The following is a 17,247-nucleotide window of genomic DNA, read 5'->3' as shown; positions in this document are numbered from 1 at the left end:
ATAAAAATTATCGCAAATAGGATGTTATTTAATTTGTTCAGCAGCGAAGCTAACCGCCCCGACGATGTGAAGGGTGTGCGCCATACTTTGCTTCAATTTATAAAACAGGAACTCCAGAAAGCCGAGGGGGGAGAAGGTGCCAATATAAAAGGCCTTACCCTTTACCTTAATTGCAGCGCCGCCGACAGGCATATGTACGAATCGGCAGTGTATGCCGAACAGCCCGAGTTGTTTAAGGATGAAGTACAACGTATAGCCGACGACTTTGACCTTGGCCTGCCCGACCGCTGGACACTGGATGTGCTGTTCGATGCCGAAGTGCCGGACGAGGCCGCCAAAATGCCGAACCTGGATGCAGCTTTCTTCATAAAAACCAGCAAGCACTTTATCCAACAAAAAGCAACAGCTTACGTGCGCGTACTAAGCGGAGAGACCGAACAGAAAGAATATACCCTTACTTCGGGTCCTGATAAGGTGAACATTGGCCGTGATAAAAAAGCACAGGCCGATGATGGCTTTTTCCGCACCAACCATATCGCCTTCCCCTCGGAGAGTGGCGATGCAGCCAATAAATACGTAAGCCGCCAGCATGCCCATATTATTTGGAATGTAGAAGCGCAAAAGTTTATACTTTTTGCCGATGAAGGGGGCCTGCCGCCACGCAATAAGATAAAGATACGTGCCGATAAAAGCGAGAATGTGATCAAACTGCATTCGCTGAGTATTGGCCACCCGCTGCAGGAAGGCGACCAGGTGATACTGGGCGAGTCGGCAGTGCTGGAGTTTAGCTATCAACCCGAAAACTAAATGAGTAAAGTTTTTACCATAGCCGATGGATTAGAGAATTTGGGTGCCCTGCGTACGGGCGGCCAGGGTTCGGTATACAAAGGCCGGCGAACGGGTGTGATATACTCCGCCGTGAAACTATTGCCCACGCCCGTATACTCCGAAAGCGGCGACGATAAAAACTACCGAAACTTCCAAAGTGAAGTTGCCAAGCTTCAGAAAGTTAACGAGATACCGAACCCCAACGTTGTAAAAATACTCAGTTTCGGTATCACCGAGAGCGGCTCGTTCCCTTACATTGAGATGGAGTACATTGAGGGGCCCGACCTGAGCGAACTGTTGCATCCGCCGCACGATAAAATATTTACGCTGAAGGAGTTGCTAAAAGTAGCCGACCAGCTCGCCTGTGCTCTGGCACATTGCCATAAAGTAGGGGTAAAGCATGGCGATGTAAAAAGCAATAATGTAAAGCACAATGTCAATACAGGCAATTACGTACTGCTCGATTTTGGGCTGGCCATTATGAGTGAAGAGCAGCGCCGCAGTAGCATACGCAACGCGGGCGCCATTGAGTTTATGGCACCAGAACAGCACGAAGGTAAAATGCTGATGCAGACCGATGTGTACAGCTATGGCGTTATCTTGTACGAATTGCTTACCGGGCAGGTACCTTTCCCCTTACAGGGCGATGGCGACACCGGGCGCAACAACGTAATGCTTGGCCATACCGAAGGTCCCTTACCCGATGCGATGAAACTGCGCAAAGCCAACCTGCCCGAGAACTGGGACGCAGATAAGCGTGCCTTAGAAATGCAGGTACCGGCATGGCTACTCAACCTAATAGACAAATGCCTGGAGAAAAAGCCGGAGAACCGCTTTGCCGATGGCGATGCCTTGCACAATGCCATAGTGAACGGCAGCCTTGGTGATAGCGAAGGCAAAGGCATTGGCCCCGCCACCTTGCTCAGCGAGAACGAAAAACTGCAAACCCAACTCCAAAACACTACCGACCCCGAAAAGGTTGGCATCCTGAAAATGGATAGCGGCGTAGTGCACATGCACAAAACTGTGTTTGGCGGGCTACTGGTTTTAGTGGTGCTGTTTATGGGCCTGTTCGCCTGGGCAAGCCTAACACATAGCTCATCCGCACCATACGACCCGGTAGCGGCAGAAGCGAATTTGAAACCCTACAAGTCGGTACTGTTTATTAATTCGTACAACGCAGATAGCGCTCGCCGCGCAAGGCAGCAGCAATTGCTTCGCCTCAAAGCCGATTCGATAGCAAAAGCCAAAATGCGGGCCATAAAAAAGAAAGCAGATTCGCTGGCTACAGTTCAACCTACCGAAAAGCCGAAGAAAAAGAGGAAGAAGTTTTTGGGGATATTTTAGTCCGCGTAATATTGCTGGATTTTACCAAAAAAACAAGGCAGCCGTGTAGTACGGCTGCCTTGTTTTTTACTAATACAGGTAGTGTGGCTATTCCAAAGTGGTACCATCTGCAAAAATTACTTTCAGGGGTTTAAAGGAGAATTTCAAGTCTTTAAAATCTTTGTTTTTAAGGCGCACATCTTCATCCATAAACTGGTTGTACTTTGTGGTGTAGGTGTCGCTAAAGGTTGCACCGGCCTTCACACCATCATCCATTGTCATATTAAATGATTTTATCTCGCTGTCAAACAAGTCGGTTACGGTAAGCGAGCCTTTAAATGCCCTTATATCTTTACTGCCTTTATTTTGAAAGGATATTTTGTAGGTGATATAGTCCTCATAATCGGCCTCCTCGTAGCCCTTATCGTACACCGCAACGGTTAATATTTTATTGAATTGCTCGGCTTTTGCCTTTTCCTCCGCTTCGGCTTTAGCGGCTAAGGCTTTCTCCTCGGCTTCCTGTTTGTCCCTTTTCTTTTTGGCTTCGCGAGCGCTGTCCAATATCTCCTGGTAAGTTTTCCCTTCGAGGTTTTCGCCGGTAAATTTGGCGCCCACTACATATAATGCCATTGCAGAGAGTTCGGCTGTGTCAAGCTTGTTGCTTTCCCTTATTGCCTTTACATCATCTATCATAGTAGCATCACTGTATTTTCTGTTTAAAGGGTTACTGCACGAAGATAAAAAGATAGCCAGTGCGATGGATAAGATCGAGAGTTTTTTAATATTCATTGTGTTAGGTTTAAGACCTTATAAATATATAAAAACTTATTCAAGTTAAAAGGATGAGTAACATAGATCGCTTATGGCATTATTTCTATTCCGCTGCAAGCCACCGGCACGTACTTATCAGCTACCTTTAATAAATATATCGGCTGTGGTTTGCTGCCTTTGCTCATAAAAACATGTACAATGGTTCCTGCATCGCCTGCTGCGGGCACATATTTTTTCCAGCCGCTTCGTCCGCCAAGTTTTTTCATTTCGGTGCTGGGCCAGCTTTGGCTGTCGCTATCATTGAAGGTAGAATATACGCTGCCGGCACTGCTGATCCTGGCATGCTTGCCAACGAGGGCAGTTGCAGCTTTTATATCTAAAATGCAAAGTTCGGGTTTGGAGGCGGGAGGTACCTGTGCAAGACTGGTTGCAGCGGTAGTTGTGAGTAGGAAAAGCAGGCTAACAAAGGTTCTCATAACAGAATAATTTTGGAGGTATAACCAACCTATAAGCCATTGGTTTAAATATTGTATCAAAAATCCCCAAGGCATTTTTGCCGTTGGGGATTGCTGTAACGATATCGTTTAAGTCTTTGAGGGTATTTAGATCAAATTATTTGGCATTCTTCAAATTATCCCTCATTACTTTTGCGCTGTCTAAAATCTCTTTATACGTTTTCCCCTCAAGGTTCTTCCCTGTAAATTTAGCGCCAACAACATAGAGGGCCATGGCAGCAATCTCCGTGGTGTCAAGCTTATTGCTTTCGCGTATGGCTACCATATCTTCCTTTAAAGTGGCTTCGCTGTATTTTTTGTCGAGCGGGCTGCTGCATGCAGACAGGAAAATTAATAATGACAGTGCGGGTAATACTAATCTTTTTAATTTCATGATATGTGATGGTTTATGTTTGGGTAAATATACAATTAATGCAGGCATTATATCCCCGCCCAGCGGTTTTTAACATCAGAATTTTTAATCAAAAAACTGTAGCAACGGCATCCTTCACATCTATTTATTGCCTACTTTTACCTCTAACACAAACCTTAGCTACATTTGATAAAATAGCCCTCTATCTGATAGTAGCCGCACCTGTTTTTTAAATCAGGACCGTAGGTTGTAGTTATAAACCCTAAAAATTGCATACTTTTAAGCGCCATGCAAATTAAAAACAACGAGAAAACCATCCACGCCTGGGCCATGTTCGATTGGGCAAACTCGGCCTATAACCTGGTTATCACCACCACTATTTTTCCGGCCTATTATGTTGCCATTACAGAGAATAAGGACACCGGCGATATGGTGAGTTTTTTTGGACACAATTTTATTAATACTGCGCTGCAAAACTATTCCTTATCATTCGCATACCTGATTATGGTAATCTTGCTGCCGATACTCAGCTCCATTGCCGATTATAGGGGGAATAAGAAAGTATTTATGCAGTTTTTTACTGCATTAGGTTCGCTGGCATGTTGCGGCCTATTCTTCTTTGAAGGCCCGCAGCACATCGAGCGTGGAATAATTTGCTTCGCAATAGCCGCTATAGGTTACAGCGGCGGCTTTGTATTCTACAACTCTTATCTTCCCGAAATTGCTACGGTGAATATGCAGGATACCGTAAGTGCTAAGGGTTTCACTTACGGCTACGTAGGCAGCGTATTATTGCAATTGATATGTTTTGTATTTGTATTGATGCCTGAGAAATTTGGCATGACTACAGGCGGAGCCTCGAGGCTATCATTCCTGTTAGTTGGTGTTTGGTGGATTGGTTTTGCCATGATACCGTTTAAAGTACTACCCAAAGGCAGCCCCAATGCAAAATCTCATAACCAGGATATTATACGTGGCGGGTTTATAGAGCTTGGGAAAGTATGGAAGAAAGTAAAAGGCATGCCGGTACTCAGGAGATTTTTGCCTGCCTTCTTTTTCTATTCCATGGGTGTGCAAACAATCATGTTGGTGGCTACCGAATTTGGTGCCAAGGAATTGAATATGACCACTACGGAACTCATCACCATTATATTAATTATACAGGTAATAGCCATCGTCGGCGCTACGCTCATGTCGCGTTTATCGGGCAAATACGGCAACGCCAAAGTACTTATACTAACGGTTGGTATATGGGTAGTGGTTTGTATAGCCGCTTATTTCACCACCACCGTTACCGAGTTTTACATTCTGGCTGTAATTGTAGGGCTGGTAATGGGAGGCATTCAATCGCTCTCGCGCTCTACTTACTCTAAATACCTGCCGCAAAATATTCCCGATACAGCATCGTTCTTCAGCTTTTACGATGTTACCGAAAAGCTTTCGATAGTAGGGGGGCTGTTCATCTTTGCTTTTATAGAAGAACTTACCGGTAGCATGCGTAATTCTACACTTGCGCTATGTGTTTTCTTTGTGATAGGGCTGGTGTTTTTGTTTTTGTTGCTCAATACGGATAAGAAAGTAAATAAAAATTCGGAATTTAGCCCGGCTTAAATACCTGTGTGCTAATGACCGTTGAGTTGTTTATTCCGTGTTTTATTGACCAATTGTACCCCGAAACTGCTTTTAATACTGTAAAAGTATTGGAAAAAGCCGGATGCACGGTGAAATACAATCCCGAACAAACTTGCTGCGGACAGCCTGCTTTCAACGCCGGTTTTTGGGATGATGCCAAAACCGTAGGCAGCAAATTCCTGAACGATTTTAAGGAAGATAGCGTTATCGTCTCGCCATCAGCATCGTGCACGGGTATGGTGCGCAACTACTATAACGACCTGTTCACCAATACCACCGCCCACAACAAGTGCCGCAACATTCAAAGCAACATTTACGAGCTGAGCGATTTTTTGGTGAACATATTGCAGGTAGACTACTTTGGTGCCGAATTGGATGGCCGCGCTGTTTACCACGATAGCTGCGCCGGCCTGCGCGAATGCAAAATAAAGGATGAACCCCGTGCATTATTATCCAAAGTACACGGCCTTGATGTTGTAGACCTGAAAGACGGAGAAACCTGCTGCGGTTTTGGCGGTACGTTCTCTGTTAAGTTCGATGCCATATCTTCGGCCATGGCACAGCAAAAGGTGAACCATGCTATTGACGCTAAAGCCGACTATATCATATCTACCGATGCTTCGTGCCTGCTGCACCTGCAAAGTTATATCGACAAAAATAGCCTCCCCATACAAACCCTGCACATTGCCGATGTACTGGCGCATGGTTGGGGTAATGTGTAATTGACTTACATCATCATTCTTTTTAGTGCCAGTCTTTATAATACCGTAACATTTAAGTTATAAAAGCCGAATTAAGGCTTTGCCGCGTTTGCCGGTTTGCGCTGTTAGTGCCTATTAACTACCTTACGGCTACTATTAAAGCAAGCCCCTTATTCATGAAACTATCGTTTATTGTTGCACTCCTGCTATTCCCAATATGCGCATTCTCGCAGGTTACTATCACCGGCCGCATATTAAACCAGCCTACAACAAAGCCTGTACCTAATGTTAGCGTATTTTTAAGCAACGCCACCATAGGCGATAACACTAACGCCGAGGGCCGTTTTACCCTAAATAATGTTAAACCCGGTAAATACGAGCTGGTTGTTTCGGCCCTAGGGTATGATATAGAAAAGAGGGTGATAGTAGTTTCGAACGAGAATATCCAGGTGCCTGATATTACTATTTTCCCTAAAGCCATTGGCTTGAACGAGGTAACCGTAAGAGCACCCAAAGTGGATTACGAACGGCAGCGTAATTACGATATGTTTAAGGCGGAGTTTTTAGGAAACACCAAACTTGCAGCAGAGTGCAAAATAATTAATCCGGAATTGCTCGACCTTGACTATGATGTTAAAACCGGCACACTTACTGCTTCATCAGTTGATTTTTTAACCATTGAGAACAATGCTTTAGGCTACCGCCTGAAATACCTGCTCACCAATTTTGTATTGAATAATGCCGACCCGAACGATAAGAGCTTTGCCTATTCGGGCACGGTGTTGTTTGAGAATATGGCCGGTACCGCCGAGCAGCAGGAGCAATGGAAGCAACGCAGGCAAGAAGTTTACGAAGGCTCGCAAATGCATTTTTTACGCTCGGCACTAAACAACCGCATAGAGGAGGATGGGTTTAGGGTTTGGCGCCTGGCGGCTAACATGAAGCGCCCGGCCGATAGCATCATCAACGAGAAGATACGGGTTTACAACATCCTTAAAAAAGATGATAAGAAGTACAAAGATTCGTTATCGGTATGGTTAGGACGGCAAAAAATGCCAAGGTTTTACCCTACACTGATCGAATTTCAGTTAAACAAGGCAGATATCGTTAATAACACCGCGCAGCGGGGGAAATTCTCGCTCGAGTGCAGTAACGACGCATTGTACATCACCTATAACAAACACCGCCACTTTGATCGTGTAGGGATGGGCAGGCTCTCAGAGGCAGCCAATAAAAGCACTACTGTAGTAACGTTTAATGATCCCGAAGCATTTTTTGACAGTAATGGTTCTGTTTACAATCCGCGGAGCCTTTCCTTTGATGGGGCGTGGCTAAAAAACAGGCTGGCCGGCTTGTTACCTGTAGATTATGAGCCCGCTGGTTCGGCAATAGCTGATGGCGACAGCAGCCTGGTGAATAATTTAACTTCGAAACTAAAAAAGCTTACAGATACCAATGTTGTAGAAAAAATTTACCTGCATTGCGATAAACCTTATTATGCCGCCAACGATACCTTATATTTTAAAGCCTACGTAACACAAGCCGAAACACACCGGCCATCGCAGTTAAGCGGCGTATTGTATGTTGACCTGGCCGATGCCTCTAACAAAACTATCACCTCCATAAAATTACAGCTTAGTAATTGTATGGCCCGCGGCGATATTGCTTTACCGGCTACATTACAACAAGGCAACTATCGCCTGCATGCTTACACGCAGCTAACCCAAAGTAACGCTCCCGAATATGCCTTCGACAGGGTTATCCCGATAGTATCGGCAAACAATAGTCTGCCTGCTGCAAATTCTGCAAACCGGCTTGTTAAAAAAGCAAGGCCGGTTATTCAGTTTTTCCCGGAAGGCGGAAGCATTGTGGCCGGGATAAAATCTAAAGTAGCATTTAAGGCCCTCGCCCCGGACGGCTTAGGTGCCGGCGCTAAAGGCGTAGTATTTGATGATAAAAATAAAGAAGCAGGCAGCTTTAGCACCACCCATTTAGGAATGGGCTATTTTATGTTGGATGCTAAAGAGGGGGCTTCCTACAAAGCGGTTGTAACTTTTGCTAATGGTAATGTTGATACGCTGCAGTTGCCCAAAAGCACCGAAAAAGGAATAGCTATTAACGTAGGCGATGTTACTCGGGCGTTCACGGTAAAAATTAACGCTAACAAGGCCTTCTACAAAGACAATAGGGATAAAATATTCAGGCTGATGGTAGTGTCGGGCGGCGAGTTAACCAGCTATGTATGTAAGTTAGACAAACCCGAGTTGACCCTGGAGGTAATAAAGAACGAGTTACGCACAGGTGTGGCCACTATTACCCTTTTTACAGCAACCGGCGAGCCGCTTTGCGAGCGTTTAGCATTTGTGCAAAACGACGACCAACTGAAGCTTAACTTAACCCGCAGCCAGCAGGACTACCAGCCGCGCGAAAAAATAACCATCAGCATGAATGTGGTGAATGGTAAAGGTGAAGTAGCGCAGGGCCACTTTTCAGCATCAGTAATAAACGAGGATGTTGTTAAAGTTGACGAAAATAACGAAGCTACAATCCTGACCGATCTTTTGCTTACTTCCGACCTTAAAGGCCACATAGAGCAACCGAACTATTATTTTACCGACCCCAATGATAAAACCGCAGCAGACCTTGACCTGGTGATGCTTACGCACGGTTACAGGCGGTTCGAATGGAAAAAGTTGCTCAATAATGGCTATCCAACAAATGCGCAGACGCCCGAAGAAGGCCTGCAAATATCCGGCCGGGTAACCACTAACAGCGGTAAGCCTGTAGCCAATGGGAAAGTATCGTTACTGGGAAAAATAAACGGATTGATGATGCTGGACACACTTACCGATGCCAACGGCAGGTTCGTTTTCGACCGTTTGAGTTTTGCAGATACCGTAAGGTTTGTGGTAAAAGCGCGCACGGCGACCAACGGCAGTAATGTTAAGATAGAGCTGGATAAGCCCACCGCGCCAGTACTTTTGCCATTGGCCGGGCTTAAAACCGATGATGCAATTTTTGCGGGGAAGGATATGCAAGCTTACCTGCAAAACAATAAACAATACACTGAGGAGCAAGGTAAATTTGGTTTTAACAAGGTAAATGCGCTAAAAACTGTAACTATAAAAGAAAAGAAAGACCCCGCTGCAGGATTAATACACTCGCAAAATTTGAATGGCCCCGGCAATGCCGACCAGGTTGTTGGCCCTAAAGATCTGGAAAAACTTCAAGGCTATGCAAATTTGTATGACGCGTTACGGGCAAAGGTGGTTGGCGTTCAGTTTATGAATAACGTTATGGTATCACGACGCGCAGGGATAAGCAAAATTGATGCTGCAAAGGACAATATGCTGATCGTTGTGGATGGCATTACCATGGATGACTATCCGCAGTTTTTAACCCAACTACAGGTAGAGAATGTGGAAAGTGTAGAAGTAGGGCTGGGTACAGCTTATGGTGCCGCCTACGGGCCGCGAGCAAAGGGCGGCGTTGTAATTGTAACTACCAAAACTGCCCGTGGAAATAATTTATACACCGGCTATGCCCCGGGTATTGTTACTTATACGGCCACAGGATTTTATAAAGCACGCGAGTTTTACGCACCTAAATACGAAGCCGCAACTACCAATAGTACCATGGCCGATTTGCGCAGCACCATTTATTGGCAACCCGAGTTAACAACCGACACACGGGGCAACGCCACGCTGGAGTATTTCAATGCAGATGGTAAAGGTACCTACCGTGTGGTGATAGAAGGTATAGATGCCGACGGAAACATTGGCCGGCAGGTTTATAGGTATACCGTTAAATAAAAAGCTGGAAGACCAGCTGTATTACATAAGCCGTAGCAGGTTAATCCCTGTCGATATCTAAAACTTCATCTTTACTGTTCATGGCCTTTAAGTCGGCAACTGTAAGAAAGCGTTCCTCGGTATCGTATTCCTTTGTTTTTAGGTCGTTCAGCCCACTTGCGCGGTCGGTTTGATATTTGTTGTTCACAAAAAATACCGTGTCTCGGTTTATACGGGTAACTTTTGATAGGCTGTAGGCGTTATCGGTCAATTTTAAATGCAGCACATCATTCTTTTGCAAGGCCGGGATAAGCTTGGTTATACGCTCAGCATTTTGCTTACCGTGTATAGTGGCAAATATGAAAATGCCCGCTATCACAACAATGCCGGAGAACGTCCACACCGGGGTTTTGGTTTGCAGTTTCAGGTTATCGTAGCTCAATTTTAATGATGGCGGCATTTGCTTCAACTGCAACGTTTGCTGGCAATGCGTGCATTGCGAAACACCCGTTTTGCCAATAGGGAAGGTGGGTATCCAAAAAATATGCGCCCATTTCTGCAGCACATTCATATACAGGTTATGTGTATTACAGTTGGGGCAGCTATCGTTCACTGCTTCGGTTAATAAAACTTTGGCTTTGGTACCGTAAATGATCATGGTTTTTAATGAGGGCTTTTGTGCGATTTGGTTGTGGTGAAAGTAAGGAAAAGAATGAAATGGGTAATTATCTTTTTGTTAAGTTTTAATTTATGGGTTAAATTTGATTAATGCCCAACGCCCATAATCAACATATATAAATATGATTAACAGATACTCTAATTACCGGGCTCTGGCTGTTTTTATCGCCATGTTGATCTTGCCTTTGTATTGGAGCGGTACTTGCCAGGCTCAATCGCATAGGCAACCACCCGATAGCCTGTATCTTAATGTTTTGTTTGGAGACTGGTTTAAAAACGACACAGTAGATGTGTCCATTAATGATTCCCTCATTTTTAAAGGAGCGCAATTAACAAGCTCGATAATTGGGCTTGCACAGCCAGAAATACTCATCTCGAAAAAAAAAGGCAGATATTTTGTGCATACATCTGAAAGTAAAACGATCAAGAACATTAAGATCAAATCTGAAATTGTTTATGTGGAATTAAATTTTAATAATAGAAAACAGGAGTTCATAATAAATACCTCACGAGGTCGGTACATTGTTTTCGATAATGTCGATAATGGTAAATTGGATTATCGCCAAAGTAAAAATATGATCATTTTCGAATGATAAACTATCAATCTTTCTCTCGTTGCTCAAATCCCACAATTTACTTTCCCTCCACATAAATTTTCCTACATTTGCGCAAATGTTAAATCGCGTTAGTATGCGATTTTCGATGGTTCATTTTTATAAACTTTTAGATCATAGTTGTAGATGATTAGTATTACTCTCCCTGATGGTTCCGTTCGTCAGTACGACAAGGGAATCACTCCCATGCAGATAGCGCAGTCTATCTCCGAAGGTTTGGCCCGTAACGTTTTAGCCGCCGAAGTAAACGGCGAAGTATGGGATGCAAGCCGCCCGATAGAAGAAGATTCTGCCGTTAAATTATTAACCTGGAACGACCCTAAAGGTAAATCTACCTACTGGCACTCGTCGGCCCACTTATTGGCCGAGGCGCTGGAGGCATTGTATCCGGGTACTAAATTCGGTATCGGCCCTGCTATTGAAACAGGTTTTTATTACGATGTAGATTTTGGCGACAAAACCCTCTCGTCCGACGATTTTAAAAAGATCGAAGATAAGATGATCGAGCTGGCCAAAACCAAAAGCGAATACATCCGCAAGCCGGTGAGTAAAGCTGATGCGATAGAGTACTTTACCGAAAAGAACGACGAGTACAAACTCGACCTGATAAAAGACCTGCCCGATGGCGCTATAACTTTTTATACCCAGGGTAATTTCACCGACCTGTGCCGCGGTCCGCATATCCCTAACACAGGTTTTATAAAGGCTGCTAAGCTGATGAGCCTTGCCGGTGCTTACTGGCGTGGCGACGAAAGCCGCAAGCAGCTTACCCGTATTTATGGCGTAACCTTCCCTAAAGCAAGCGAACTTACCGAGTACCTTACTTTAATTGAGGAAGCTAAAAAACGCGACCACCGTAAATTAGGTAAAGAGCTGGAGCTTTTTGCTTTCAGTGAAAAGGTAGGCATGGGCTTACCATTGTGGTTGCCAAAAGGTACTGCGTTGCGCGAGCGCTTGCAAAATTTCCTGCAACGTGCACAGGTAAAAGCAGGTTACGAGCAGGTGATAACTCCGCATATTGGCCACAAAAACCTGTATGTAACTTCGGGCCACTACGAAAAGTATGGTGCCGATTCGTTCCAGCCGATACGTACCCCGCAGGAAGGGGAGGAGTTTCTGCTGAAACCCATGAACTGCCCGCACCACTGCGAGATATATAAAACAAAACCACGCTCGTATAAGGACCTTCCGGTTCGTTTTGCTGAGTTTGGTACAGTTTACCGTTACGAGCAAAGCGGCGAGTTACATGGTTTAACCCGCGTACGTGGCTTTACGCAGGATGATGCCCACTTATTCTGCCGCCCCGACCAGGTGAAGGAAGAGTTTAAGAAGGTGATAGATCTGGTGTTATACGTATTCAACGCCCTTGGCTTTGAGAACTATACTGCACAGGTATCCTTACGCGACCCGGAGAACAAAACCAAATACATTGGTACCGACGAAAACTGGGCGCTTGCCGAAGCGGCAATAATAGAATCGGCAGCCGAAAAAGGTTTAACTACTGTTGTTGAGACTGGCGAAGCTGCATTTTACGGCCCGAAGCTCGACTTTATGGTGAAAGATGCCCTTGGCCGTAAATGGCAATTGGGTACCATACAGGTAGATTATAATCTGCCGGAGCGTTTCGAATTGGAATACACCGGCAGCGATAACATGAAGCACCGCCCGGTAATGATCCACCGTGCGCCGTTTGGGTCAATGGAGCGCTTTATTGCGGTGTTGATAGAACACTGCGCGGGTAATTTCCCGCTGTGGTTATCTCCGGAGCAATTCATTATTTTGCCTATATCTGAAAAATATGAAGATTATGCGAAAAAACTTTCAGATGAATTGAAAAATTCCGATATTTGCGGGCTAATTGATTTCAGGGACGAGAAAATCGGGCGTAAAATACGCGACGCTGAAGTTAAAAAGATCCCTTACATGCTTATTGTGGGCGAAAAGGAAGAGGCTGAAGGGCAGGTTTCGGTTCGTAAACATGGCCAGGGCGATTTGGGCAGCATGAGCATTGAGGAACTGAAACAACAGATAATTAAAGAAATAACAGTATAACATAACTTGGCATTAAACAAACCTTTCAACAGAGGACCCAGGCTCCCCTTTAAGAAAAAAGAAGCCGAACATAACATCAACCAGTTCATCAGAGCTCAGGAAGTTCGCCTTGTGGGTGATAACATTGAGCAGGGTGTGTATTCTTTAAGGGATGCACTTGCCATTGCCAATGAGCTGGAACTCGACCTTGTTGAGATATCTCCCAACGCTAACCCACCGGTTTGTAAAGTAACTGATTACAATAAGTTTATTTACGAGCAAAAGAAGAAGCTAAAAGAGATAAAAAGCAACGCCAAGCAAACGGTTATTAAGGAGATACGCTTCGGGCCGAACACCGACGACCACGACTTTAACTTTAAGCTGAAACACGCTACCAACTTTTTGGAAGCAGGCGAAAAGGTAAGGGCATACGTACACTTTAAAGGCCGTGCCATTGTGTACAAAGAGCAGGGCGAGATATTGCTGCTGCGTTTTGCACAAGCTTTGGAAGAAGTAGGCAAGGTAGAACAATTGCCAAAGCTGGAAGGGAAGAGAATGTTCCTGACCGTAGCGCCTAAGGCAGCGAAGAAGTAAAATAGATGTGCAGGTTTCAGATGTGCAAATGTGCAGATGAAAAAGGCAGTTTAAAATAAAACGTTGAGAAACGTGAATATCTAAAAAACAAACAAATAGAGAGTTATGCCAAAAATGAAAACCAATTCCAGTGCCAAAAAGCGCTTTAAGCTTACTGGAACCGGTAAAATTGCCCGTAAAAACGCATACAAAAGCCACATCTTAACCAAGATGTCGACCAAACGTAAGCGTAACTTAGGCCACACCAGCTTAGTGTCTGTTGCTGACCTTGGTAACGTAAAACGTATGCTTTGTATCGGAAAGTAATTAAACAATTTTTTTAACCAGGTATTAGAGTAACAAGCTTCCGTAAAGGGACACTCACTACCAAAAACAACAACACATGCCACGTTCAGTAAATGCAGTAGCATCAAGACGCCGCCGCAAAAGGATCATGAACCTCGCCAAAGGTTATTGGGGTTCGCGCAGCAAGGTTTACACCATTGCTAAAAACACAGTAGAAAAAGGTTTACAGTACGCTTACCGCGACCGTAAAACCAAAAAAAGAGAATTCCGCGCTTTGTGGATACAACGTATCAACGCAGGTGCACGCCAGCACGGCATTTCTTACTCACAATTAATTGGCAAATTAGCCGCTAAAGAAATCGGTTTGAACCGTAAAGTATTAGCTGACTTAGCCATGAACCATCCTGACGCTTTCAAAGCTGTTATTGATGCTGTGAAATAAGAAACCAAAGGTTCTTATATAGAAAACGGCCCCGAAAATTCGGGGCCGTTTTTGTTTGTGAAGTTTATTTCTTTAGTCCCCATGTCATTTCGAACCCTGAAGCGAGGGGGAGGGCGGAAGAGGGTGAGAAATCTTGTTGGATACGACACGAGCGCTTTGCATAACGGCTTTGCATAATGAACAGGATTTCTCCTCACGCACCCACACTTTCCCTACACGCTGTTCGTCGAAATGACATAACGGCGGTAAGGTGTACTAAACATTACTCCCAACATTCTCCCAATTCCTTCTTTCTGTGTTATCCTCTTGTTGGGCTGCAGGTTGTTCGGTTTGCTCAGCTTGCTCCTGGTAGCTGGGTTCTACTTCTTCAATAACAATACCTTCAACCACGTAGGCATCCGGTTCGTCGTAATGGGTATACCCGTCGGATAAGTCCATGTACTGTTTAAAGTTGCGTACATCATTATCAACCATATTTTTGAAAACCGGGTTAAGGATGTGCGCTATGCTGCCGCCGAACCCGCCCGCCGGTGGCAGATAAGAAATGGTGATATCGACCAGGGTTCCCTCACCATCTGGCCCGTCCTGAAAGCGTACCTTGCCTGCATTATCAATGAGCGAGTTAGGTAACGAACTCCAGCCTATCATATAGCCCGGTTCGTCGTGCACTATCTCGGCATCCCAACTGATGGTTGGCGTGCCGTTGGCCAATTGCAGTACCCAATGCGAGCGTTTGCTGTCTATTATTTCTACACTCTTCAAGTGCTTCATAAACAGCGGCAGGTTATCAAGCTTGCGCCAAAAATCGTATATCTCGTGCCTTGGTTTGTTGATGAAATAGCTCGAACGGATATTAACGTTAACCGGTTCGGTAGAGTTGCGGCCAATGGCCGAGTACAGGTCGCAGTGCCCGGTTAGCCCACGGTTGATGAGGTAACCGCTTGCGCCTAATTTAATGATGCTGGCAAAGGGGCTTTTAAAAATCCCCTTTAAGCCTGATAATGCCAGTTTAACACCGCCGGCTATAGAAATGGTGCGTTCTACACCCGATAAATTGATGCTATCGCCCTGGTATTGCGCCGGGCCCTTATATCTGTTTATTGCTACTGTTGCCATATAGGTTAATAATTGTTTACCTTATTTAACAGCATGGGTAGCCTGTGGTTTGCTTTTAATTAAACAAAATTTAGTTTTTGTAAATAAATTTAAACTTAGCGAGGTTGGGCACATGCTTGTTCTTGCGGCTTAATTCGTATTGCATAATTACCTGCCCAAGGTTCTTCATAAAAGGCAGGCAAACGGTTTTGTACTCGTATTTATTATCGTTCAGTATGCCGTCCTCGTTAGATTTGACAACAGCAGTCAGCATAAACTCCACCTTGTGCGCAAAGTCAACTATGTAGGCATTATCGATATCATACCCGTACGAATCACCAATTTTATTGAAGATCCGTACATCGGGGTTCATCACAGCCAGGCTATCGGCACCATAGTATAAAAACTTGCAGTAGGCAGGTGAGTATTCGGGCGATTGATAGGTGGGTTTGTTGCTTTCGGTTGGGTACATGCTCATGTATTTGTAAATGAACTTATAGTCGTCGGCAGTTAGGTTAAAGCGTTGTTCTTTGGGGAAGGTTTCGGGGAAGAGCAAGCGGCGCAACACCATTTGCTGATCTTCGATGGTGTAAACATTCAGGTTTGCAAAACTGAAGGGTTGCATAATAAGGCTGTCCTTACGGTCCAGGTAGCCTTTGCCTTGTACCATATTATCCAGCACCATGGGGTAGTCGGCGCTATCGCGTATGGCGGGTTTGCTGTAGAGCAGTTTATTGCCATTGTAAAAACTCACGGGGTTAGTATTTCGGGCGCTCTCGCCGCCATCGCCAACGGCAAGCCTGCCAACTATGCGGGTGTTATTCAAGCCGTACTTCTTTAGCTTTTTATTAATTTCTTCGCGCCCAATAAACTCATACAGGCGGTTGTAAGCATCATTATCGCTCACAAGCAATATCTTCTTGATGTAGTTTTCAACTGAGGGTAGCCCGTTTTGCGAAGACGTATCCTTTAGCACTTTGCTCTGCCCCGCGAATGCACTGTCGGTTATCATAGTTGCCGACTTCATTTTCTTAAGGCCTATTTCATTTATTTTCTCCAACGCAAAAATGGCTGTTGGCAATTTTACAGTACTGGCAGGGTAGAAGTAGCGGTTGGCATTTAGCCGGTAACTGTAGCTGCTGAAGTGCGGTACATTGTTTTTATCGCGATCTATCCGGGTATACAATATCTGTACCTCGTTTTGGGTCGGGTGGTTGAGGATGCCACTGAAAAGTTCGGGATGGGAGGCTAATAGCTTCTTTAAAAAGGTAGTATCGGTTTGCTGGGCTGTTGCCATGCCCGTTATCAGCATCAAAAAGAGAAATATGCGACTTGCCATAGGATAAATATATAAGCTTTTGTTGGCGGATGGTAAACGTTGTTGTACTTTTACAGCGCTTAAGGTTCCTGGTGCTTGCCATCGGGATTAAAAGGGAATGCAGTGTAAATCTGTAACTGTCCCGCAGCTGTAAGTTCCGTTAAACCAATGCCCATTCTTTTGGCCACTGTCCCGACGTAAAGTCGGGGTGGGAAGGCAGGGCAGAGGGGAGCAAGTCAGAATACCTGCCTCGGCATTATAATTATTCATAGCT

Annotated in this window: 16 protein-coding genes and 1 riboswitch; of the genes, 10 read left to right on the top strand and 6 right to left on the bottom strand. The window is 44.9% G+C overall.

Features of this window, described 5'->3' with window-relative positions:
- Positions 1-21 precede the first annotated feature (21 nt).
- Positions 22-807, top strand: a complete 786-nt coding sequence (locus BC343_RS03585; RefSeq protein ID WP_078346336.1) for an FHA domain-containing protein — start codon at positions 22-24, stop codon at positions 805-807.
- Complete coding sequence (locus BC343_RS03580; RefSeq protein WP_078346335.1) at positions 808-2,175, top strand: serine/threonine protein kinase; 1,368 nt, start codon at positions 808-810, stop codon at positions 2,173-2,175.
- Positions 2,176-2,262: 87 nt separating this feature from the next.
- On the opposite strand, the gene BC343_RS03575 is transcribed toward BC343_RS03580, so the two are convergent.
- From BC343_RS03575 to BC343_RS03565, 3 genes are all read right to left on the bottom strand, one after another.
- Complete coding sequence (locus tag BC343_RS03575) at positions 2,263-2,943, bottom strand: hypothetical protein (protein WP_078346334.1); 681 nt, start codon at positions 2,941-2,943, stop codon at positions 2,263-2,265.
- Between the two features lie 71 nt (positions 2,944-3,014).
- Positions 3,015-3,401, bottom strand: a complete 387-nt coding sequence (locus tag BC343_RS03570) for a hypothetical protein (RefSeq protein WP_078346333.1) — start codon at positions 3,399-3,401, stop codon at positions 3,015-3,017.
- 136 nt (positions 3,402-3,537) lie between these two features.
- Positions 3,538-3,813: a hypothetical protein gene (locus BC343_RS03565; RefSeq protein ID WP_078346332.1), complete on the bottom strand. Its 276-nt coding sequence runs from the start codon at positions 3,811-3,813 to the stop codon at positions 3,538-3,540.
- 267 nt (positions 3,814-4,080) lie between these two features.
- Between BC343_RS03565 and BC343_RS03560 the strand changes: the two genes are divergently transcribed.
- From BC343_RS03560 to BC343_RS03550, 3 genes are all read left to right on the top strand, one after another.
- Positions 4,081-5,403 carry an MFS transporter gene (locus BC343_RS03560; protein ID WP_078346331.1) on the top strand — a complete coding sequence of 441 codons (1,323 nt, stop codon included), beginning with the start codon at positions 4,081-4,083 and terminating at the stop codon, positions 5,401-5,403.
- Positions 5,404-5,417: 14 nt separating this feature from the next.
- The gene (locus tag BC343_RS03555) at positions 5,418-6,146 is read left to right on the top strand and encodes a (Fe-S)-binding protein (RefSeq protein WP_078346330.1); all 729 of its coding nucleotides are present in this window, start codon (positions 5,418-5,420) and stop codon (positions 6,144-6,146) included.
- A gap of 155 nt (positions 6,147-6,301) precedes the next feature.
- Entirely contained in the window at positions 6,302-9,937 is a 3,636-nt protein-coding gene (locus BC343_RS03550; RefSeq protein ID WP_162276810.1) for a carboxypeptidase-like regulatory domain-containing protein, read from the top strand.
- Between the two features lie 40 nt (positions 9,938-9,977).
- Here the strand turns inward: BC343_RS03550 and BC343_RS03545 are convergent, their stop codons facing one another.
- Positions 9,978-10,574 (bottom strand): hypothetical protein, encoded by a 597-nt coding sequence (locus tag BC343_RS03545; RefSeq protein ID WP_078346328.1) that lies wholly within the window; start codon positions 10,572-10,574, stop codon positions 9,978-9,980.
- 142 nt (positions 10,575-10,716) lie between these two features.
- Between BC343_RS03545 and BC343_RS03540 the strand changes: the two genes are divergently transcribed.
- From BC343_RS03540 to rplT, 5 genes are all read left to right on the top strand, one after another.
- On the top strand, positions 10,717-11,187 hold the full coding sequence (locus BC343_RS03540) for a hypothetical protein (protein WP_143822048.1): 471 nt from the start codon (positions 10,717-10,719) through the stop codon (positions 11,185-11,187).
- A gap of 147 nt (positions 11,188-11,334) precedes the next feature.
- On the top strand, positions 11,335-13,260 hold the full coding sequence (thrS, locus tag BC343_RS03535) for a threonine--tRNA ligase (protein WP_078346326.1): 1,926 nt from the start codon (positions 11,335-11,337) through the stop codon (positions 13,258-13,260).
- A gap of 6 nt (positions 13,261-13,266) precedes the next feature.
- Positions 13,267-13,833 carry a translation initiation factor IF-3 gene (gene infC / locus BC343_RS03530; protein ID WP_078346325.1) on the top strand — a complete coding sequence of 189 codons (567 nt, stop codon included), beginning with the start codon at positions 13,267-13,269 and terminating at the stop codon, positions 13,831-13,833.
- A 105-nt stretch (positions 13,834-13,938) separates the two neighbouring features.
- Positions 13,939-14,139, top strand: a complete 201-nt coding sequence (gene rpmI, locus BC343_RS03525; RefSeq protein WP_078346324.1) for a 50S ribosomal protein L35 — start codon at positions 13,939-13,941, stop codon at positions 14,137-14,139.
- A gap of 76 nt (positions 14,140-14,215) precedes the next feature.
- Positions 14,216-14,560, top strand: coding sequence for a 50S ribosomal protein L20 (gene rplT / locus BC343_RS03520; RefSeq protein WP_078346323.1), 345 nt, complete (start codon positions 14,216-14,218; stop codon positions 14,558-14,560).
- Between the two features lie 255 nt (positions 14,561-14,815).
- Here rplT and BC343_RS03515 read toward each other — a convergent pair whose 3' ends face one another.
- Both BC343_RS03515 and BC343_RS03510 read right to left on the bottom strand, forming a co-directional pair.
- Positions 14,816-15,676 (bottom strand): SRPBCC family protein, encoded by an 861-nt coding sequence (locus tag BC343_RS03515; RefSeq protein WP_078346322.1) that lies wholly within the window; start codon positions 15,674-15,676, stop codon positions 14,816-14,818.
- Between the two features lie 70 nt (positions 15,677-15,746).
- On the bottom strand, positions 15,747-16,994 hold the full coding sequence (locus tag BC343_RS03510) for a serine hydrolase (protein WP_078346321.1): 1,248 nt from the start codon (positions 16,992-16,994) through the stop codon (positions 15,747-15,749).
- A 44-nt stretch (positions 16,995-17,038) separates the two neighbouring features.
- A riboswitch (cobalamin riboswitch) is annotated at positions 17,039-17,240 on the top strand.
- Positions 17,241-17,247: the final 7 nt, after the last annotated feature.

Origin of the sequence: Mucilaginibacter pedocola (assembly GCF_002013915.1) — a bacterium.
Classification (GTDB): domain Bacteria; phylum Bacteroidota; class Bacteroidia; order Sphingobacteriales; family Sphingobacteriaceae; genus Mucilaginibacter; species Mucilaginibacter pedocola.
The sequence above is the reverse complement of the archived record's forward strand: the minus strand, read 5'-3'. Positions and strand labels throughout refer to the sequence as shown.

Coding starts and splice junctions, on each gene's coding strand:
- BC343_RS03555 (WP_078346330.1), top strand. CDS start 5,418: ATGACCGTTGAGTTGTTTATTCCGTGTTTTATTGACCAATTGTACCCC.
- BC343_RS03575 (WP_078346334.1), bottom strand. CDS start 2,943: ATGAATATTAAAAAACTCTCGATCTTATCCATCGCACTGGCTATCTTT.
- BC343_RS03540 (WP_143822048.1), top strand. CDS start 10,717: ATGATTAACAGATACTCTAATTACCGGGCTCTGGCTGTTTTTATCGCC.
- thrS (WP_078346326.1), top strand. CDS start 11,335: ATGATTAGTATTACTCTCCCTGATGGTTCCGTTCGTCAGTACGACAAG.
- BC343_RS03510 (WP_078346321.1), bottom strand. CDS start 16,994: ATGGCAAGTCGCATATTTCTCTTTTTGATGCTGATAACGGGCATGGCA.
- BC343_RS03515 (WP_078346322.1), bottom strand. CDS start 15,676: ATGGCAACAGTAGCAATAAACAGATATAAGGGCCCGGCGCAATACCAG.
- rplT (WP_078346323.1), top strand. CDS start 14,216: ATGCCACGTTCAGTAAATGCAGTAGCATCAAGACGCCGCCGCAAAAGG.
- rpmI (WP_078346324.1), top strand. CDS start 13,939: ATGCCAAAAATGAAAACCAATTCCAGTGCCAAAAAGCGCTTTAAGCTT.
- BC343_RS03550 (WP_162276810.1), top strand. CDS start 6,302: ATGAAACTATCGTTTATTGTTGCACTCCTGCTATTCCCAATATGCGCA.
- BC343_RS03565 (WP_078346332.1), bottom strand. CDS start 3,813: ATGAAATTAAAAAGATTAGTATTACCCGCACTGTCATTATTAATTTTC.
- BC343_RS03570 (WP_078346333.1), bottom strand. CDS start 3,401: ATGAGAACCTTTGTTAGCCTGCTTTTCCTACTCACAACTACCGCTGCA.
- BC343_RS03560 (WP_078346331.1), top strand. CDS start 4,081: ATGCAAATTAAAAACAACGAGAAAACCATCCACGCCTGGGCCATGTTC.
- BC343_RS03545 (WP_078346328.1), bottom strand. CDS start 10,574: ATGATCATTTACGGTACCAAAGCCAAAGTTTTATTAACCGAAGCAGTG.
- BC343_RS03585 (WP_078346336.1), top strand. CDS start 22: ATGTTATTTAATTTGTTCAGCAGCGAAGCTAACCGCCCCGACGATGTG.
- BC343_RS03580 (WP_078346335.1), top strand. CDS start 808: ATGAGTAAAGTTTTTACCATAGCCGATGGATTAGAGAATTTGGGTGCC.